At 67.7% G+C, this 17,681-nt stretch carries 14 protein-coding genes; 3 read left to right on the top strand and 11 right to left on the bottom strand.

Annotated elements, in window-relative coordinates:
- The first annotated feature begins 332 nt into the window (after window positions 1–332).
- Genes VGJ96_07545 through VGJ96_07555 form a run of 3 tightly spaced genes read left to right on the top strand, consistent with a single transcriptional unit; the run spans window position 333 to window position 2,488 of the window.
- Entirely contained in the window at window positions 333–488 is a 156-nt protein-coding gene (locus VGJ96_07545) for a hypothetical protein (protein ID HEY3286961.1), read from the top strand.
- The gene (locus VGJ96_07550) at window positions 485–1,192 is read left to right on the top strand and encodes a thioredoxin domain-containing protein (GenBank protein ID HEY3286962.1); all 708 of its coding nucleotides are present in this window, start codon (window positions 485–487) and stop codon (window positions 1,190–1,192) included. The genes VGJ96_07545 and VGJ96_07550 overlap by 4 nt, the downstream gene beginning before the upstream one ends.
- Window positions 1,193–1,204: 12 nt before the next feature.
- Window positions 1,205–2,488, top strand: a complete 1,284-nt coding sequence (locus VGJ96_07555; GenBank protein ID HEY3286963.1) for a glycosyltransferase N-terminal domain-containing protein — start codon at window positions 1,205–1,207, stop codon at window positions 2,486–2,488.
- A gap of 144 nt (window positions 2,489–2,632) precedes the next feature.
- Here VGJ96_07555 and VGJ96_07560 read toward each other — a convergent pair whose 3' ends face one another.
- The 11 genes from VGJ96_07560 to VGJ96_07610 form a co-directional block, all read right to left on the bottom strand.
- Complete coding sequence (locus VGJ96_07560) at window positions 2,633–3,271, bottom strand: hypothetical protein (protein HEY3286964.1); 639 nt, start codon at window positions 3,269–3,271, stop codon at window positions 2,633–2,635.
- Window positions 3,272–3,551: 280 nt separating this feature from the next.
- Window positions 3,552–5,825, bottom strand: a complete 2,274-nt coding sequence (locus VGJ96_07565; protein HEY3286965.1) for a DUF5916 domain-containing protein — start codon at window positions 5,823–5,825, stop codon at window positions 3,552–3,554.
- Between the two features lie 336 nt (window positions 5,826–6,161).
- Complete coding sequence (atpC, locus tag VGJ96_07570; protein ID HEY3286966.1) at window positions 6,162–6,410, bottom strand: ATP synthase F1 subunit epsilon; 249 nt, start codon at window positions 6,408–6,410, stop codon at window positions 6,162–6,164.
- A 3-nt stretch (window positions 6,411–6,413) separates the two neighbouring features.
- Entirely contained in the window at window positions 6,414–7,841 is a 1,428-nt protein-coding gene (gene atpD, locus VGJ96_07575) for a F0F1 ATP synthase subunit beta (protein ID HEY3286967.1), read from the bottom strand.
- An 8-nt stretch (window positions 7,842–7,849) separates the two neighbouring features.
- Window positions 7,850–8,713 carry an ATP synthase F1 subunit gamma gene (gene atpG, locus VGJ96_07580; GenBank protein ID HEY3286968.1) on the bottom strand — a complete coding sequence of 288 codons (864 nt, stop codon included), beginning with the start codon at window positions 8,711–8,713 and terminating at the stop codon, window positions 7,850–7,852.
- 47 nt (window positions 8,714–8,760) lie between these two features.
- Window positions 8,761–10,323 carry a F0F1 ATP synthase subunit alpha gene (gene atpA / locus VGJ96_07585; GenBank protein ID HEY3286969.1) on the bottom strand — a complete coding sequence of 521 codons (1,563 nt, stop codon included), beginning with the start codon at window positions 10,321–10,323 and terminating at the stop codon, window positions 8,761–8,763.
- A 334-nt stretch (window positions 10,324–10,657) separates the two neighbouring features.
- Complete coding sequence (locus VGJ96_07590; protein HEY3286970.1) at window positions 10,658–12,157, bottom strand: SusD/RagB family nutrient-binding outer membrane lipoprotein; 1,500 nt, start codon at window positions 12,155–12,157, stop codon at window positions 10,658–10,660.
- A gap of 23 nt (window positions 12,158–12,180) precedes the next feature.
- Window positions 12,181–15,330: a SusC/RagA family TonB-linked outer membrane protein gene (locus VGJ96_07595; GenBank protein ID HEY3286971.1), complete on the bottom strand. Its 3,150-nt coding sequence runs from the start codon at window positions 15,328–15,330 to the stop codon at window positions 12,181–12,183.
- Between the two features lie 207 nt (window positions 15,331–15,537).
- Window positions 15,538–16,338 carry a helix-turn-helix domain-containing protein gene (locus tag VGJ96_07600; GenBank protein ID HEY3286972.1) on the bottom strand — a complete coding sequence of 267 codons (801 nt, stop codon included), beginning with the start codon at window positions 16,336–16,338 and terminating at the stop codon, window positions 15,538–15,540.
- Window positions 16,335–16,784: an NUDIX hydrolase gene (locus VGJ96_07605; GenBank protein HEY3286973.1), complete on the bottom strand. Its 450-nt coding sequence runs from the start codon at window positions 16,782–16,784 to the stop codon at window positions 16,335–16,337. Before VGJ96_07605 ends, VGJ96_07600 begins: the two co-directional genes overlap by 4 nt.
- Entirely contained in the window at window positions 16,781–17,530 is a 750-nt protein-coding gene (locus VGJ96_07610) for an ABC transporter ATP-binding protein (protein ID HEY3286974.1), read from the bottom strand. The genes VGJ96_07605 and VGJ96_07610 overlap by 4 nt, the downstream gene beginning before the upstream one ends.
- Between the last annotated feature and the right edge of the window lie 151 nt (window positions 17,531–17,681).

The raw sequence follows: 17,681 nt of genomic DNA on the forward strand, positions 1-17,681 counted from the left end.
TACGGAAGGGGCCATCTTTGTGCAAGACGCAATCTCAGGGAAACCCCTACTCGCCGCAAAGTCACGGATGCCCGTGCCGCAATTGGACTTAGCGGTCGACGGTTGCATGGAATGACGGCCATCTAACGGCGTCACCTGCCCCAGACCCCGACGGAGAAAAAGCGCCGCGTTGATAGCCTGCGCGCTCACCGGCGAGCGCGCCTGGTGCTGTTCGATCTCGACGGCGCCGCCACGGCGCGCGAGCGCTGCGTCTGGACCGGGACGCGTTTCGTGAATCACCCGCATCACGCGCGCGCCGCTACGTGGCCGGGAGCGCGGCGAGGGGCCATTTGTTGCTCGACGCGCGCGCCGCGCGCGGCACGTTGCTGGGCCTCGCGCGCCGGGTGGGCTTCGCCGTCGCGCTCGGAGAAGAGGGCGACTACACTTATGTACTGGATCGCACGGCGCCCGCCGTGCATCGCTTTCGCTCCGCTTTCCCCCTCCGATGATGCGCTTTCGCCTCACCTCGTCCCTGCTTGCGCTCACCCTGCTCGCCTGCGCGAACCGGGACAGCGCGGGAGCCGCCCGCACCGCCGACGCCGCCACGCTGCAGCCGTCGTCGGTCGTCCCGGGCGACTCCGCCAATGCCCTGCTGGCGAAGGCCGACGCGGGACGCATCCTTGGAGACCCCAAGGCTTCGGTCTGGCTGATCATCATCAGCGACTTCCAGTGCCCGTACTGCCGGCAGTGGCACGAGGAGTCGTGGGAAGCCATCCGCAAGGAGTACGTGGAGACGGGGAGGATTCGCGTCGCGTACGTGAACTTGCCGCTCGAGATGCACCCGAATGCGATGCCCGCGGCCCAGGTGGCCATGTGCGCCGCCGTGCAGGGCAAGTTCTGGCCGGTGCAGGATGCCATCTTCCGGACGCAGAAGGCGTGGAAGGATCTCGCGGACGCGCAGCCGTTCTTCGAGAAGCTGGCCGGGGATGCCGGCGCGAACGTCGACACCCTGCGCGCCTGCGTGACGTCCAAGGCCACGCGCCCGCTCATTCAGGGCGACATCGATCGCGCCATGCGGGCCGGAGCGCAGTCGACCCCGACGTTCTTCGTCGGCGGCCAACCGATGATCGGGGCGCAGCCGCTGGCGGCATTTCGCGGCGCCATAGAAGCCGCGCTCGCGACGAAACCGGCGGCCAAGCCCGCCGCAAAGTAGGCTGACGACGGCGTGAACCCCGCGCTGCGCGCCGCCTACGCCACTGCGGGCACGCTCGCGGAGTGGGCGTCGTCGGCCGCTCGCCACCACGGCGGCGGCAAGACGATGGCGTCGCTGGCGGGACGGCGCGGCGTGATCGAACGATTCGCCCGGTGGGGCGCCGCGCATCGCGACCCGGTCCGTCCGCTGGTCTGGTTCCACGCCCCGTCGGTCGGCGAAGGGCTGCAGGCGCGCCCGGTCATCGAGTTGCTGCGCGCGCATCGGCCGGACGTGCAGGTGGTCTACACGCACTTCTCGAGCAGCGCAGTGAGCTTTGCCGCGCGCGTTGGCGCCGATTACGCCGACTACCTCCCGTTCGACACCGCGCGCGCGGCGCGCGCCCTCGTGCACGCGCTTCGCCCCACCGCGCTGGTGTTCAGCAAGCTCGATGTCTGGCCGGTGCTCGTGGAGGAAGCGGCCCGGGCCGGGGTGCGCGTGGCGATGATCGCCGCCACGATGGCCGAAGGATCGGGCCGGCGCGGCATGATGGCGCGCGCCTTCCTGCGCGATGCGTACGCCGCCATCGGCGCCATCGGCGCGATCGACGCCGACGATGCCGAGCGCCTGGTGGCGCTGGGCGTGAACCAGGCGCACGTGCGCGTGACGGGTGACACCCGGTACGATCAGGTCTGGGCGCGCGCCGCGGGCGTGGACCGGGACTCCGGACTGCTCGCACCGCTCGCGAGCGCTCGGCCCACGCTCGTCGCCGGCTCCACCTGGCCCGCCGATGAGACGGTGCTCGCTGAGGCCTGGCGCGGCCTCCGCGCCCGCGTGCCGACCGCGCGGCTCATCATCGCGCCGCACGAACCCACGCCGACGCATGTGAACGCGATTCAGGGGTGGGCAGCGCGGGAAAGTTTGCCGGCCGCGCGACTCGGCGCGCACGATGTCGGCAGCGCCGAGGTGGTGATCGTCGATCGCGTCGGCGTCCTGGGCGACCTGTACGCGCTGGCGGACGTGGCGTACGTCGGCGGTGGCTTCCATGCAGCGGGGCTGCACTCGGTGATCGAGCCTGCGGCCTTCGGCGCACCCGTCCTCTTTGGCCCGCGTTGCGTCGGCAGCCGCGACGCCGGCTTGCTGATGGCGGCGCGGGGCGGACGCGCTGTGCCCGACGCGCGTGCGCTCCAGTCGTCGCTCATCGAGTGGTTCAGCAACGCCGCCGCTCGCTCCGCGGCGGGTCAGCGGGCGCGCGCGCTCGTGCAGGGTGGAACGGGAGCGGCGGAGAGATCCTATGAGATGGTCGTGGAGATGCTCTAGAAAGACAACAGAGAAACAACAGAGAGACAACAGAGAAACAACAGAGGCCGGGTGAGCATCGCTCCCCGGCCTCTCGCTCTTGATCGCCAGTCGAAATCCGAATGCGGATTCCTCGATCGTACGCCGAATTCCTGACCCTCAGTGCTATTTCCGCAGCCCTTTTGGTGTCCACGCCACACTCAGCCCCAGGCCATTGCCTGAGCCGAGATAGTCGCTGCCGCCCGCGGTGGCCACGATGCGCAGCGCCACCTGCTCGGTCATCTGCAGGCTGCCGCCGACATCAATCGCGACATTGAGCTTGCGGTCGGCGTTGCCCGCGCGGCAATCGTTGCATCGGTCGAACGAGAGCCGCGGGTGCACGAACGGCGTCACGCTCATGTCGCCGTCGAGCGGAAAGCGGTGACCGATCGAGGCGCCAACGGGGATGCGGAGCACGTTGTGGCCGTCGACACCCGAGAATCCGATGCCGCCGGTCAGGGCGACATCAAATGGGAAGTCGGTCGTGGCCCGCGTCAGTTCCCGCGCCACGTGACCGCCCAGGACCAGGCGCGACGAGGCATTGCCATCTGGATCGGCCAGCCCCGCATCCACGCCCAACTGCCAGAGCGGCGACACGGCCTCGCGCCACTGGAAGAGCAGCGACGTCCCCGCCCTCCCGGCATCAGCCGCGGCAAAGTTGTACTCGCGCTCGACGAGCGTCGGCAGCTGGAAGGACGGGTAGGTATACGACTGTCCCTGCGCGACGGCAGGGAGGATCATCAGGGCGAAAACCAGGCGCTTCACGATCAATTCTCCGACTGGGGACGGGGTTTCCTACCCCAGACGAACGCGGAAGTGTCCGGTCACGCGCTCGCTTTCGTGGGTGTCCGCGGACTTCTTCAGCACGGAGGCACGGAGGACTGCCTGAGGGCCACGGAGAACTGCTACAAAGTGGGTAACGACATCGCGCCACGCAGAATTCTGCGTGGCGCGCATTGTAACCCAAGAAGTTGTCGTCCTCCGTGGCCCTCTAGCAGTCCTCCGTGCCTCCGTGGTGAAAAAGCCCGGACGTCGCGCACCCGAGCTAGCGCCGGAACTGATACGCCAGCTTCACAAAGAACGCGTCGTCCGCGCGGCGCAGGTCGGAGAACTCGTCGGCGCGCGGCGCGTCGAGACCGGTGCCATACCCGAAGAACGCGACCGTGCCCGGCGTCGGCTGGTAGCTGGCGAGCCAGTCCACGCGCAGGCGGCTGGCGGCGGTCGGCACGGAAGCCGATTGGTTCACCCAGAGCGTCTGTCCATCATCGGCCGAGCGCAGGGCGTCACGGCGCTCCGAGCGGTATTCGCCCACCACGCGGACGAACATGGCTCGCGTGAGCTGGTACTCCGCCTTCACGCGCGGGATCAGCGTCCGCGCATACTCCGAACCGTCGAGGCGCCGCGTGATGCGCGACGACGCGAGCGTGGCCTCGACGCGGGCCGCGCTCGTCGGACGCAGCGTCAGCGACCCGGAAAGGCGGAGGTCGGTGCCACGCGACCCTTCCGCGAAGATCGGCGAGGTGGTCCGCTGCACCGAGACCGACGCGTTGACCCGCTGCAGCACGGGGGACGAGACTGTGGCGCTGACGTCGGCCAGGCCGGACTGCCAGGTGGCGGGACGGTACGGCAGCGCCGTCGGTCCGCCGCCGATCGTGTATCGGGAGTAGGCCGCGGGATCGACATAGAAGAACTGCCGCGCCACCGACGTGTTCACGTTCCAGCCGCCGCGCAGCCGGATCATGAAGTTGACGTTGTCCTTCCCCTCGAGCGGCGCGCTCGTGAAGCCGCCGCCCGAACGCCAGATGCGCGTCGGACTGAAGAACGTCGTGAAGCTCTCCACCCGCGCCCCCGGCTCGCCGTACCACGACAGCCGGTTGAACCAGTGGAAGCTCGTGATGTTGTTGCGCGGCACGAAGCCCGCCTGGCTCTCGAACCCGCGTCCGATGTCGATCCACTGGATGTTGTATCCCCAGTGACGCCCGGTGCGGTCGTTCTCGACCTTCCAGATTTCGCCCTGCCGGCCGGGCAGCCCATCGGTGCGCGTCGCCGCAGTGCCGAGCTGCGCCTCGAAGAAGTACAGCTTGCGGTAGACGAGGCGGACGTCGGCCGCCGCGACACGGTTGTACGCCCCGCCCTGCTCCTTGTCGGTGACAGTGAGGCCGGCATTCGAGCCCGCGCCCAGGTCGCGGCGCAGCCGGCCAATCTGGAACTGCGCGTTCCCCGCCCCCTGATGGTCCCGCGCGCTGAGCAGCGCCACGCTGTACGCGCCAAGCTTCCCCGTCACCTTCCCGCCGACGGATGGATCCTTGAGCTGTCGCGTGTAGACCAGCTGGTTGGGCGTGGCGAAGAGCTCGATCCCTTCGAGAAAGAACGGACGTTTCTCGGGGACATACAGCGCGAAGCGCTCGTTGATCGTCACCAGCCCGGCGTCACTCTCCACCTGGCTGAAGTCGGGGTTGAAGGTCGCGTCCAGCGAGAGTTGCGTGAAGCCGAGGCGCAGGTTCGCCCCGGCGCTGGTGACGGCATCGCTGCGGGTGAACGACCCATCCGGCTGTCGCTGGCCGGCGGCTGACGAGGTGACGAACGGCTGCACCTCCGTGACCACGCCGCGCTCGAGGTCGTGGAGCCCGGTCAGCGTCCCCGACTGCGCCAGGAACGACGCACCGGCGCGGCGCACGCCGCTCCACGTGTCCTCGTAGCCCGAGGACGGCGAGAAGCGGTGCACATTGAAGCCCCACGTCTGCGCGCCCGTTCCCGGCAGGCGCAGGCTCTTGAACGGAATCCGCAGCTCCACTTCATAGCCCTGCGGCGTGAGGCGGCCGCGCGACTCGTAGTAGAAGTCGGGGTTGTAGTCGATGCTGCCGCCCATCATCGTCGTCGCGCTGTAGCCGCCTTCGGTGCGCACGCCGTCCAGCTGCACGCCCAGCGCGTTGACGCCGAACATGAACGCCCGCCGCTGGTCGTTGAACGTGTCGAGGTACAGGAGCACCCGGTCGTCATTGCCGATCTTGTCGCGGTCGGCGCGTGTCGCGCGCAGCGACGCGGCGTCGGCCGTGAACGCGCGGATCCCCACCATCAGCGCGTCGGGGGCGTACCACAGGCGCACCTCCGTCCGTTCCTGCGCCGGGCGGCTGTCGACGGGCATGTACTGGCGGAAGCCGTCGAGCACCGCGGCCTGCGCCCAGGCCGGTTCGTCGAGCACGCCATCCACGGTGACGCGCGCGTCGATCCGCGGAATCGCAACGGACGGCCGGGCCGATTGCCCAAGAGCCGAGTGAGCGCTGATCGCCGCGCCGAGCAGAAATGCGCTGAATCGCATCGGGACAATTTAGCCGCGTGCGCCCCCGATTTCAGCGGTATTGCCTCGGACTTCTTCACCGCCGAGGCACGCTGGCCTCTTTCACCACGGAGGCACGGAGAACTGCTGAGGGCCACGGAGGAACTGCAACTTCTTGGAGTAACAACCCTCGCCACGCAGGGCTTTAGTGGCGCGCTGCTGTTACCCCGGCGTTTGCAGTTCTCCGTGGCCCTCAGCTTCTCCTCCGTGCCTCCGTGGTGAAGAAGCCCAGCGTTCCTCCGTGGTGATGAAGCCATCGGCTATCACGCAAAAGGCCGCCCCCATCGGAGCGGCCCCGGGCATTCGCGCACCGACCAGCTAGACGGCTTTTGCCTGCTCCGTCACCACGCGCACCACGTTGTCCACCACCTGCACGAAGCCGCCTGACACCGCAAACCGCGCCGGCGTCGCGCCCTCCACGCGCAGCGTCCCCTGCCCCAGCACCGTGATCATCGGCGCGTGGCTCGGCAAGATGCCCACCTCGCCGTCGAACGCGGGCGCCACGACCGACGTGGCGTCCCCCTCGTACAGCGTCGCTTCCGGCGAGACCACCGAGACCTTGAGCATGGGTCAGGCCTGCAGCTTCTTGGCGTTTTCCACCACGTCCTCGATCCCGCCGGCCATGAAGAAGGCCTGCTCCGGCAGGTGGTCGAACTCGCCGGCGCACAGGCGCTCGAACGAAGAGATGGTCTCGTCGATCTTGCAGTACTTGCCGGCGATGCCCGTGAACTGCTCGGCCACCGAGAAGGGCTGCGACATGAAGCGCTGGATGCGGCGCGCGCGGCCGACGACCTTCTTGTCGTCTTCCGAGAGCTCGTCCATGCCGAGGATCGCGATGATGTCCTGCAGTTCCTTGTAGCGCTGGAGGATGCGCTGCACCTCGGTGGCCGCCTTGTAGTGGCGCTCGCCGATGAACTGCGGGTCCAGGATGCGCGAGCCCGACGCGAGCGGATCCACCGCGGGGTAGATGCCCAGCTCGGTGATGGCGCGCGAGAGCACGACCGTCGCGTCGAGGTGCGCGAAGGCCGTCGCCGGCGCCGGGTCGGTGATGTCGTCGGCCGGCACGTAAATGGCCTGCACGGAGGTGATGGAACCGTCGCGCGTCGAGGTGATGCGCTCCTGCAGGTCGCCCATCTCCGTCGCCAGCGTCGGCTGGTAGCCCACGGCGCTCGGCATGCGGCCGAGGAGCGCCGACACTTCCGAGCCCGCCTGCGTGAAGCGGAAGATGTTGTCGATGAAGACCAGCACGTCGGCGTTCTCGCGATCGCGGAAATACTCGGCGACCGTCAGGCCGGCCAGTCCCACGCGAAGACGCGCACCCGGCGGCTCGTTCATCTGGCCGTAGATGAGCGCCGTCGAGTTGATGACGCCCGATTCCTGCATCTCGAGGTACAGGTCGTTGCCCTCGCGCGTGCGCTCGCCCACGCCGCAGAAGACCGACTTTCCGCCGTGGCCCTTGGCCACGTTGTTGATGAGCTCCATGATCACGACCGTCTTGCCCACGCCGGCGCCGCCGAAGAGGCCAATCTTGCCGCCCTTCACGAACGGCGCGATCAGGTCGATGACCTTGATGCCCGTCTCGAAGATCTCGGTCTTGGGCTCGAGGTTCACGAAGTCGGGGCGCTTGCGGTGGATCGGCCAGCGCTCGACCTCGGCGCCGATCGGCGCGCCATTGTCCACCGGCTCGCCGAGCACGTTCAGGATGCGCCCGAGCGCGGCGCTTCCCACCGGCACCGAGATCGCGTGGCCGAGGTCCACGGCATCCATGCCGCGGACGACGCCGTCGGTGGTGCTCATGCCCACCGCGCGCACCTGGTTGCGGCCGATGTGCTGCTGCACCTCGGCGACGACCCGGATGTGCTCGCCGGCGTCATTCGTGACCTTCACCTCGAGGGCGTTGTACAGGTCGGGCAGGTGGTCCGGCGCAAATTCGACGTCGATCACGGGACCGATGATCTGAACAATCTTCCCGATGTGCGTGTCAGTGGCAGTCGTCATGATAGGGGTCAACCTTGGAGTGCCGCAGCGCCGCCGACGATTTCGGCGATCTCCTGCGTGATGTTGGCCTGGCGGGCGCGGTTGTAGGTGCGGCGGAGGATGTTCAGCATCTCCCCCGCGTTGTCGGTGGCGCTCTTCATGGCGGTGCGCCGCGCCGCCTGTTCCGCGGCGGCCGTCTCGACGAGCGCGCGGTAGACCGCGTTGCGCACGTACGAGGGAAGCAGTTCCGTCAGGATCGCGTCAGCCGACGGGAACAGCAGGTAGTCGCGCTGCGCGCCCGTGCGCTCCGGCGCCTTCACCGGGAGCACGCGGTCGGTCGTCGGCGGCGTCGACAACACCGAGTTGAACTTCGCGTGCACGACATACACGGAATCCACCACGCCGGCGGCGAAGTCCGCCATCAGCTGGTCCACGAGCCGCGCCGCGTCATGCAGCGTCGGCACGTCGCCGATGTCCGTGCGCGACGAGGCCAGCTCGCGGCCCACGTACTTGAAGTAGCCGAGGCCCTTGCGGCCGACGACGTGCAGGTCCACGTCCACGCCCCGATCCTCGAGCGCGTTGACCGTCATTCGCGCCTCCTTGATCAGGTTGGCGTTGAACCCGCCGCACAGGCCGCGATTGGCCGTGATGAGCAGGACCACCGCGCGCCGCTCGGCGACGGGCTGCCGCAGGAGCGGAAAACGCTCCGCCAACTCGGCATTGAAAAGGTTCGAGATGACGTCGCCGAGCGCCCGCGCGTACGGGCGCGTCGCCGCCACGCGGTCGGAGGACCGCTTCAGCTTCGACGTCGCCACCATTTCCATGGTACGCGTGATCTTCCGCGTATTCTCCGTGGTCTTGATGCGCCCTACGAGTTCGCGTCCCTTGGCCATGGATCAGATGGTTGATGGCAGATGGCGGATGGCAGATGAACGGGTCATCAGGCCAGGGACTTCTTGTACGCGTCGATCGCCTGCTTGAGCTGCGCCTCGATTTCCTTCGACAGCACCTTCTCCTTGCGCAGCGCGTCGCCGACCTGCGGGAACTTCGCCGCCATGTAGGCGAGGAAGCCCGCCTCCCATTCGCGGACCTTGGCCACCGGCACGTCGTCGATGTAGCCGTTGGTCACCGCGTAGATGATCATCACCTGCTGCTCGGCGGGCATCGGCCGGTACTGTCCCTGCTTGAGCACTTCCACCGTGCGGGCGCCGCGGTCGAGCTGGCGCTTGGTGGCGGCGTCGAGGTCCGACGCGAAGGCGGCGAACGCCTCGAGCTCACGGTACTGGGCCAGGTCGAGGCGCAGGCGGCCGGCGACCGACCGCATCGCCTTGATCTGCGCCGAGCCGCCCACGCGCGACACCGAGATGCCGACGTTGATGGCGGGACGCACGCCCGAGAAGAACAGGTCGGACTCGAGGAAGATCTGGCCGTCGGTGATGGAGATGACGTTCGTCGGGATGTACGCCGACACGTCGCCGGCCTGCGTCTCGATGATCGGCAGCGCCGTCAGCGATCCGCCCGGGGCGAGGATGTGCACGCCGTCCACGACCTTCGGGTCGTTGGAAATCTTCGCGGCGCGCTCGAGCAGGCGGCTATGGAGATAGAAGACGTCGCCCGGGTAGGCTTCACGGCCCGGCGGGCGGCGCAGCACGAGGGAGATCTGGCGGTAGGCCGCGGCCTGCTTCGACAGGTCGTCGTAGACCGCGAGCGTCGCCTTCCCCTCGTTGTACATGAAGTACTCGGCCATCGCCACGCCCGAGTAGGGGGCGATGTACTGCATCGGGGCCGGGTCGGAGGCCGTGGCCGCGACGACGATGGTGAACTCCATCGCGCCCGACTCCTTCAGCTTCTCCACCACGGAGGCGACGGTCGACGCCTTCTGGCCGATGGCCACGTAGACGCAGATGACGCCCTGCCCCTTCTGGTTGATGATCGTGTCGACCGCGACGGCGGTCTTGCCCGTGCCGCGGTCGCCGATGATGAGCTCGCGCTGGCCGCGGCCGATCGGGATCATCGAGTCGACGGCCTTGATGCCCGTCTGCAGCGGCTCCTTCACCGGCTGGCGGACGATGATGCCCGGGGCGATGGACTCGACCTTGCGCGTGTGCTTGGCATGGATCGGGCCGAGGCCGTCGATCGGACGGCCGAGCGGGTCGACGACGCGGCCGACGAGTTCGTGGCCGACCGGCACCTCGAGCACGCGGCCGGTCAGGCGCACTTCGTCGCCTTCCTTGATCTGCAGGTAGTCGCCGAGGACGACGGCGCCGATGTTGTCCTCTTCGAGGTTGAGCGCGAGGGCCGTGATGCGCTCGCCGGTGGCGACGGCGGTGATCTCGAGCATTTCGCCCGCCATCGCCTTCTTGAGGCCGTAGATGCGGGCGATGCCGTCCTTCACCTCGAGCACCGTGCCGATCTCTTCGACGTCGAGCTTGTTCAGGTCGGCGGCTTCGATTTCGCGAAGCAGGATGTCCTTGATCTCACCGGGGCGCAGCGACGTAGACATATCGAGTGCAGGGTGCAGGGGAAGAGTACAGGGTGTGGTGCGGGGTGCGGGAGAACCGGGGAGCCGGGGGCACACCCACTCGGCGTCGCCGCGAAGCGGGGCGCCGTTTTGGTACAGCTTGTGAAATTAGTCACATGCCCCCCATGACTTCAAGGAGTCATTTGGGGAGAAAGTGATGGCGGATGGCGGAAGGCGGAGGGCAGATGTGGCCCGAGGGACCCCAGCGCCCCCATCGGCCATCTGCCATCAGCCTTCCGCCATCACCGTCCCCCACAAAAGACTTGCGGGGCACCCTTTCGGATGCCCCGCAAGCGACGCGAACGAGCCGTCAGAACTACTTATCCCACCACACGCGCGTGTTGAATGCGTCGGCGCCCTGGCGGGCGATGGCGGCGGCGAGCGCATCAGCGTTCACCGTCTGCTCGGTGGTGGCGTACATCATGCGGCGCGGAATGTAGCTGAGCGTCGACTTCGGCCCCGGCACGATGTTCGCCGGGATGCCCGTGCGGCGCCAGTCACTCCACGCTTCCTGACCCTGCGTGAAGAACGCGATCCACTTCTGCGTCAGGATCTGCGTCAGTCCCGCCGCGCCGCCCTGATAGGCGATCGCCGGCTGGGCGAGGTACGCCGCGGCCGCGGCCGCGCTGCCACCCCACTGCGTGATCGACGCCGTGACGCCGGCGTTGTAGTACGCCGCCGCCTGCCCGGCATTCAAGCCGCCGATGCCGCGGTTGGCCGCTTCGGCGAGGATGAAATTCTGCTCGGCAAACGTGACGAGGTACGTCGGCGTCGCCTTGCCCGCCGACGTGCCGTACGTGCCGTAAACCGTCTTGCCAGGATAGAAGATGGCGCCAATGCGCGAGGCGGCCGTCATGTAGCTGCTCGCCGACGCATTGTCGAGCCCGTTCGGCTCACCAGCATACTTCGTCGGATCGGCCACCGTCGGCTGGGCGAAGATGGGGGTGCGCGGATCGTTGTTGGCGACCAGCACATCCATCAGCGTCTTGCTCATCCGGTAGTCGTCACGCCCGGCGAAGTTGTTCGCCCACGGGTTGTTGAACTGATCGTCGCCCGGCCACGACAGCTTCGCGTTGTCGTCGTTCGACGTCATCAGCCCGCCCGATCCCGCGATGGCCGCCGCGATTTCCGCGGAGGCCTTCGCCGCATCCGCCTTCTGCAGGCGCATGGCAAGGCGCAGACGCAGCGCATTGGCGAACTTCTTCCACTTCGCCGCGCTCCCGCCGTAGATCGGGTCGCCGTTGCCGAGCCCAGTGCCGGCACCCATCGCCGCGCTGGCTTCGGTCAGCGTCTTCAGCATCCCATAGTAGATGTCCTTCTGGGCATCGTACTTGGGCTTGAGCGTCGTGCCGGCCGTCCCCTGCAGCGCCTCGCTGTAGGGGATGTCGCCGAACATGTCCGTCAGGGTCGCGAACATGAGCGACTGCATGACCCGGGCCGGACCCCAGATGTTCGGATCCTTCTTCGCCTGGCCCACGGCGTAGACCTGCTGGTAGTCCATCAGGTCGCCGGTGTACGGGCCATTGAACCAGCCGTCCACCGTCGTGGAGCGATAGGCGTACCGGTCCTCGTCGACGTACTGCGCCTGCGCGGTGTGCTGCGCCAGGAGCGAGACGCCCGAGTTCTGGTAGCCGGCGCCGCCGACGTAGCCGGTCGAGTTCGCGACTGCCTGGGTGAAGATCGTCCCCGCCGGCGGCGGGGTGTCGATCGAGGGGCTGTTCGGGTTCTTGTTCAGCCCCGTAAGGTCGGTCGAGCAGGCCGTGGTCGCGAAGGCGACCGTGGCAAGCAGCGCGACCGAAAGCCGAGTGTTTTTCATGATTCGGTTCTCCCGGTTGACGGTCACGGAGTGATGGTGACGTTGATGCCGATCGACTTGGTGGTCGGCAGCGCACCCATGTCAAAGCCCTGACCCGTGTTTCCAGAGCTCGTGGAGTTCTCCGGATCGTAGTTCGGGAACTTCGTCCACGTGTGCAGGTTGCGGCCCACGAGGGACAGGTTCAGCGCGGAAATCTTGAGGTTGGTCAGGTACTTGGCCGGAACGTCCCAGCCGAGGCGGGCGTCACGCAGCTTGACGAAGCCGGTGTTGTAGATGCCGTCCTCGATCGAGTAGAACCAGTTGTGGAAGTAGTCTTCCGACGTGACGTTGTCGGTGTTCGGCTTGCCCGACGCCTTGTCGATGCCGTCCACCACGATGCCCGGCTTGTTCCAGTCCTGCTCGCGGCCGCGCAGCGTCGAGGCCAGCACGCCCGCGTAGTTGCCGAACCAGTTGCCGGACGAGAAGTTCTGGCCGCCCTGACGGATGTCGAGCAGGAAGCTGAACGTGTAGTTCTTGTAGCGGAACTCGTTGTTCACGCCGCCCGTCCAGTCGGGATTGACGTTGCCCAGCTTGGTGTACTTGGACTGGCGAATCGGCAGGCCGCCCGACGTCAGGATCTTGCCCGTCGCCGAGTCGCGCTGCCAGGCACGGCCGTAGATGCTGCCGTACGGCTGTCCCTTGCGCGCCTCGATGCGCGCGTTCCACTGGCTGACGAGGATGATGTTGTCCACGCCCTTCGCCAGGTCATCCACCTTGTTGCGGTTGCGCGTGTAGTTGAACGTCGTGCGCCACGAGAAGCCGTTGCGCAGGTCGAGCGTCTTGAGGGTCACCAGCGCCTCGATGCCCTTGTTGCTCATCTGGCCCGCGTTGATGAACGCCGAGCTGTAGCCGATCGCCGGCGCCATCGACATGGCGAAGATCTGGTCCTTCGTCTTCTTCTCGTAGTACGTCGCATCCACGGTGAGCTTGTCATCGAACAGCGAGACTTCGATGCCGCCCTCGGAGCCGATGGTGCGCTCGGGCTTCAGGTTCGCGTTGGCCGAGGCATTCGGCAGCGTGAACAGCGTGCGGCCGCCGAACTTGGACGACGAACCCTGGAACGTCGTCTGCAGCTGGTACGCGCCCGCGTCGGCGCCCACCTGCGCGTAACCGCCGCGCAGCTTGGCGTAGCTGATCCATCCGCCCTTCGTGATGGCCGGGAAGAGGTCCGAGATCACGAGCGAGCCGTTGATCGACGGATAGAAGTACGAACTGTTCTCCTTCGGCAGCGTCGACGAGTAGTCGTTGCGCCCCGTCACTTCGACGGTGGCCACGCGGTTCCACGTCATGACGGCCGAGCCGTAGACCGAGTTCACGCCCGAGTGGAACTCGGAGTTGGTCGCGGTCGGCGTGACGCCGGAGTTGGACAGGTTGTAGATCTTCGGCACGACGATGTTGCTGGTGCCGTAATAATTGTTGTAGCTGTTGTTGCGGCGGATGTTGCCGCCCACGTTCGCCGTGACGTCGAGCCGGCCGAACGACTTGTTGGCCGTCAGCAACCCTTCGACGTTCGACTCCGACGCGCGGTTGTTGTTGTTGGTGAACGCGCCGTTGCCGGCCGGGTCGGTGTGGTCGATCTGGCCCGCGGCGTAGTTCTCCGTCGCCGTGTAGCGGAAGAAGTCCTGGCCCATGCGGACCATGCCCTTCAGCCACGACGCCGCCTGGTAGTTCAGCGTCGTCTGCGCGATGACGCGGTCACGCGTGTCGAAGTTGTCGTTCTCGTACGCCTGCCAGAACGGATTGTTGTGGTAGTTCGTGTTCCAGTTGAACAGGCTGCCATCGGCGTTGTAGTACTTGCGGCGCAACGCCTCGATGTCGACCTGGCGGCCGAACCACGAGAAGCCCATGAACGGATTGCCTTCCGCGTAGCCGACTTCCGGGCGGTTGAACGCCTGGTTCTGCACCACCTGCAGCGAGCCCGACACGTTGAACTTCTCGGTGACGGCCGCGGTGGCGGAGAGCGACGCGGCGAGCTTGGCGAGCGCCGAGTTCGGCACGATGCCCTTGACGTTGTCCTTCGTCAGCGACAGGCGGGCCGAGGTCTTGGAGCCGTTCGCGGTGACCGCGACGCTGTTCGAGACCGTCGTCCCCGTCTGGAAGAAGTCCTTCACGTTGTTCGAGTGCGCGACCCACGGCATCTTCGGACCGGTGAACTGGTCGATGAGCCGGCCGTCGAGCTTGGGACCCCACGACTCGTCCGCGCCGTCATTGACGCCGCTGCCCGCGCCGTCCACGTACGAGAACTCGCCGCCGAAGCCCTGGCCGTACGCGTTCTGGTACTTGGGCAGCACCGAGAAGACGTCGGCGGTGGCGTAGCTGCGGATCTGCACCTGCACGCCCTCGGCCGAGCCGCGGCCGGTCTTGGTCGTGATGACGACCGCGCCGTTCGACGCGCGCGAGCCGTACAGCGCCGCGGCGTTCGGGCCCTTGAGCACCGTGATGCTGGCGATGTCGTCGGGGTTCAGGTCGGAGATGGCGCTGCCGTAGTCACGGCCGCTGTACGCGCCGACGGTCGAGAAGCCCGCGTTCGAGACCGGGATGCCGTCGACAACGAAGAGCGGCTGGTTGTTGCCGGTGATCGAGCCGGCGCCGCGGATCACGATGCGGGTCGAGCCGCCGAATGAACCGGTCGACTGGATCGCGAGACCCGAGGCCTTGCCGGACATCGCCGTGATCAGGTTCTGCTGGCGCGTCGCGGTGAGGCTCGTGTTGTCGAGCGCCTGCTGCGAAGTGCCAAGCGTCGACTTCTCGCGCTGCACGCTGAGCGCCGTCACCATCATGCCGGTGAGCTGCACGGCCTGCGCCTGCAGCGTGAAGTCCACCGTCAGCGTGGTGCCGTTCAGGTCGATGTTGCTCTGCGCGCGCCGATACCCGATGCGGCGGGCGACAAGCACCGCCGGACCGCGGTTGCGGCTCGGAACCGTGATGGTGTAGCGGCCATCTTCGCCCGTCTGGGCGCCGGCCTTGATCGCGTCAATGAAGACGCTGGTGCCGGCGAGGGGCGCGCCGGCTTCTGACACCACACGTCCCTTGATGGTGGTGGACGCCTGGGCCTGCGCAACGGTGCTGACACCGAAGAGCATGCCCAGACCGACCACGCCCGCGAACCATGCGCGGGCCTGTCGGATGTTCATTCTGTATCCTCCTAAGAGAGGGGCGGAAAAAGGACGCATTACGCCTACAACCACAACAACCCCGCGAGACGCCACGGCGTCACCGAAAAGGGCTCCCGGATTTGCCGCAACCTCGTAATGGGTTATGGGTACTGAGTATGCGAACCGGCTCGCATTCCCGGACATCAGGGTACCCACGCCTATTCTGTAGGGTAGACCCTGACGGCGCTAGACCCTGCTGCGCGACCGGCCCTGACAGAACCGCGTCAGCAGATCCCTCGTCCGGAGGCGGGTGAGCGACGCGGCCCGGATGCCCGCAACCCGCTGCGCCGTGCTGGCCAGGTGCGACGGCGAGGCGAAGCCGAGCACGGTGGCCACATCAGCCAGGTCATAACCGGGATTCTTCGCCAACTCGGCGGCGGCAATCAGCCGCACGAGGTCGATGACGCGCTTCAGGTTGGGCGCCCCGGCGGCCGCGAAGGCGCGGCTGAGGTGCTCACGCGTCACGCCGAGCGTCTCGGCGATGGCCTCCGTGCGCACCGGACGGCCCCCGCCCGCAACCAGACAGTTCCACGCCGCCTGCTGCAGCGGGGTGTCGAGCCCCAGCGCGACATGCGCGTCCCGCAGTGCGGCGGCGAACCGCGTCGTGAAGGCCAGCGGCGCCATCAGTTCGCGCAGCGCGCCGTCGTCCACCCCCTCGATGAGCAGGTCGGCCATCTCGAGCGCGGCGCTGCGGCCCAGCACGCCGGCGTCGGCCAGCCGCGGGGCAACGAGCGCCACGAACGGGATGCTCGGGAACTCGCGGGCCATCGCGGCCGCGGCCCACGCGTCGTCGCCGCCGACTCCGAGGTCCACCACGACGGCATCCACGAGCGCGCCGCGCAGGGCGCTGTCGACGGCCTCAGCGGTGCGGACCAGCTGCAGCCGCGCGCGGCGGCGCGTGAAGGCGCGCCGCAGCAAGTCGCGGCTGCGATCGCGTGTGGTGTACGCCAGCACCGTGGGCAGGAAGACGGGCGCCGCGCCGGTCATGCGTGCGGCTCCGATTCGAGCAGTGCCTTGGCGCGCGCCAGCACCGCCCGCGCATTCTCGTACGACACGAGCGCGACGGCTTCGTCGAAGCGGAGCCAGCGGCAGGCGGTGATCCCCTCGCGGCGCAACGGACGCGCGCGGTGGCTCTCGGCTTCAATCAGGTAGAAGTGGCAGATCTTGTGGACGACCCGGCCCCGAAACCGGAAGCTCCAGTCGATCACGTCGATGGGCGCCTTGAGCGCGACCGCCGACAGTCCCGTCTCCTCGCGCACCTCGCGCACCGCCGCCGCGTCGGGCGACTCGTCGGCCTCCAGGTGCCCCTTGGGAAAGCCCCAGTTCCGGTAGCTGTCGCGGATGAGCAGGAATCGCACGCCGTCGGGGGAACGGCGAAAGACGACGCCGCCGGCCGAGACTTCCTCTCGCGGCGCCCGCGGCTGGCGCTTCACGCGGCGCGTCCGGTGTCGAGGTCCGCGCGCCCTTCGATGAAGCCGCGAACGACCGGATCGGCGGTCTGCCGAATTTCCTCCACCGTCCCCACCTGTCGCACGCGTCCCTCGTGCAGCATCGCGATGCGCGACGCCACCGCGTAGGCCGACTTCATGTCGTGCGTGATGACGATGGACGTGACCCCCAGCGTGCGCTGCGTGCGCAGCATCAGGTCATTGATCACGGCGCTCGTCACTGGATCGAGGCCGGTGGTCGGCTCGTCGTACAGCAGGTACTTGGGGCGAAGCGCGATGGCGCGCGCGATGCCGACGCGCTTGCGCATGCCGCCCGAGAGCTCGCTGGGCATGACCTCGGCCGCGTCGGGGAGGTCGACGAGCGCCAGCACCTCGCGCACCCGCGCGGCGATGTCGCGTCCGGTCAGGGCCTCCTGGCGGCGCAGCCCCATCGCGACGTTCTCCCCGACGGTGAGCGAATCGAAGAGCGCCGCGAATTGAAAGACATATCCGATCCTCGCGCGGAGGCGAAAGAGCGCCGGCCGGTCGAGGGTGGGAACCTCGAGCCCGTCCACGAAAACGGTCCCCTGGTCCGGCTCGAGCAGCCCCACGATGTGCTTGATCGCCACCGACTTTCCCGACCCGGAGTACCCGATGATCGCCACGGATTCGCCCTCGGGCACCTCGAGGGTGAAGCCCTTGAGCACTTGCTTGGCGCCGAAGGCCTTGTGGATGCCTTGGAGGGAGATCACAAATAATCGAAGGAGGAGGGCGGGTGCGGGAGAATATGAAGCGCCACCCCATGTGCGGCGAGGGGCATTCGTCCGGTGCCTGACGCGAACATCGATCGCGGACGGCGATGCGGGATTCCCGTACGAAGCGGCGGACCTTCTCGGTCGCCGC

It is taken from the genome of Gemmatimonadaceae bacterium (assembly GCA_036504815.1).
In the GTDB taxonomy this organism is placed as follows: domain Bacteria; phylum Gemmatimonadota; class Gemmatimonadetes; order Gemmatimonadales; family Gemmatimonadaceae; genus PNKL01.

Coding starts and splice junctions, on each gene's coding strand:
- VGJ96_07550 (HEY3286962.1), top strand. CDS start 485: ATGATGCGCTTTCGCCTCACCTCGTCCCTGCTTGCGCTCACCCTGCTC.
- VGJ96_07565 (HEY3286965.1), bottom strand. CDS start 5,825: ATGCGATTCAGCGCATTTCTGCTCGGCGCGGCGATCAGCGCTCACTCG.
- atpC (HEY3286966.1), bottom strand. CDS start 6,410: ATGCTCAAGGTCTCGGTGGTCTCGCCGGAAGCGACGCTGTACGAGGGG.
- atpD (HEY3286967.1), bottom strand. CDS start 7,841: ATGACGACTGCCACTGACACGCACATCGGGAAGATTGTTCAGATCATC.
- atpG (HEY3286968.1), bottom strand. CDS start 8,713: ATGGCCAAGGGACGCGAACTCGTAGGGCGCATCAAGACCACGGAGAAT.
- atpA (HEY3286969.1), bottom strand. CDS start 10,323: ATGTCTACGTCGCTGCGCCCCGGTGAGATCAAGGACATCCTGCTTCGC.
- VGJ96_07590 (HEY3286970.1), bottom strand. CDS start 12,157: ATGAAAAACACTCGGCTTTCGGTCGCGCTGCTTGCCACGGTCGCCTTC.
- VGJ96_07595 (HEY3286971.1), bottom strand. CDS start 15,330: ATGAACATCCGACAGGCCCGCGCATGGTTCGCGGGCGTGGTCGGTCTG.
- VGJ96_07600 (HEY3286972.1), bottom strand. CDS start 16,338: ATGACCGGCGCGGCGCCCGTCTTCCTGCCCACGGTGCTGGCGTACACC.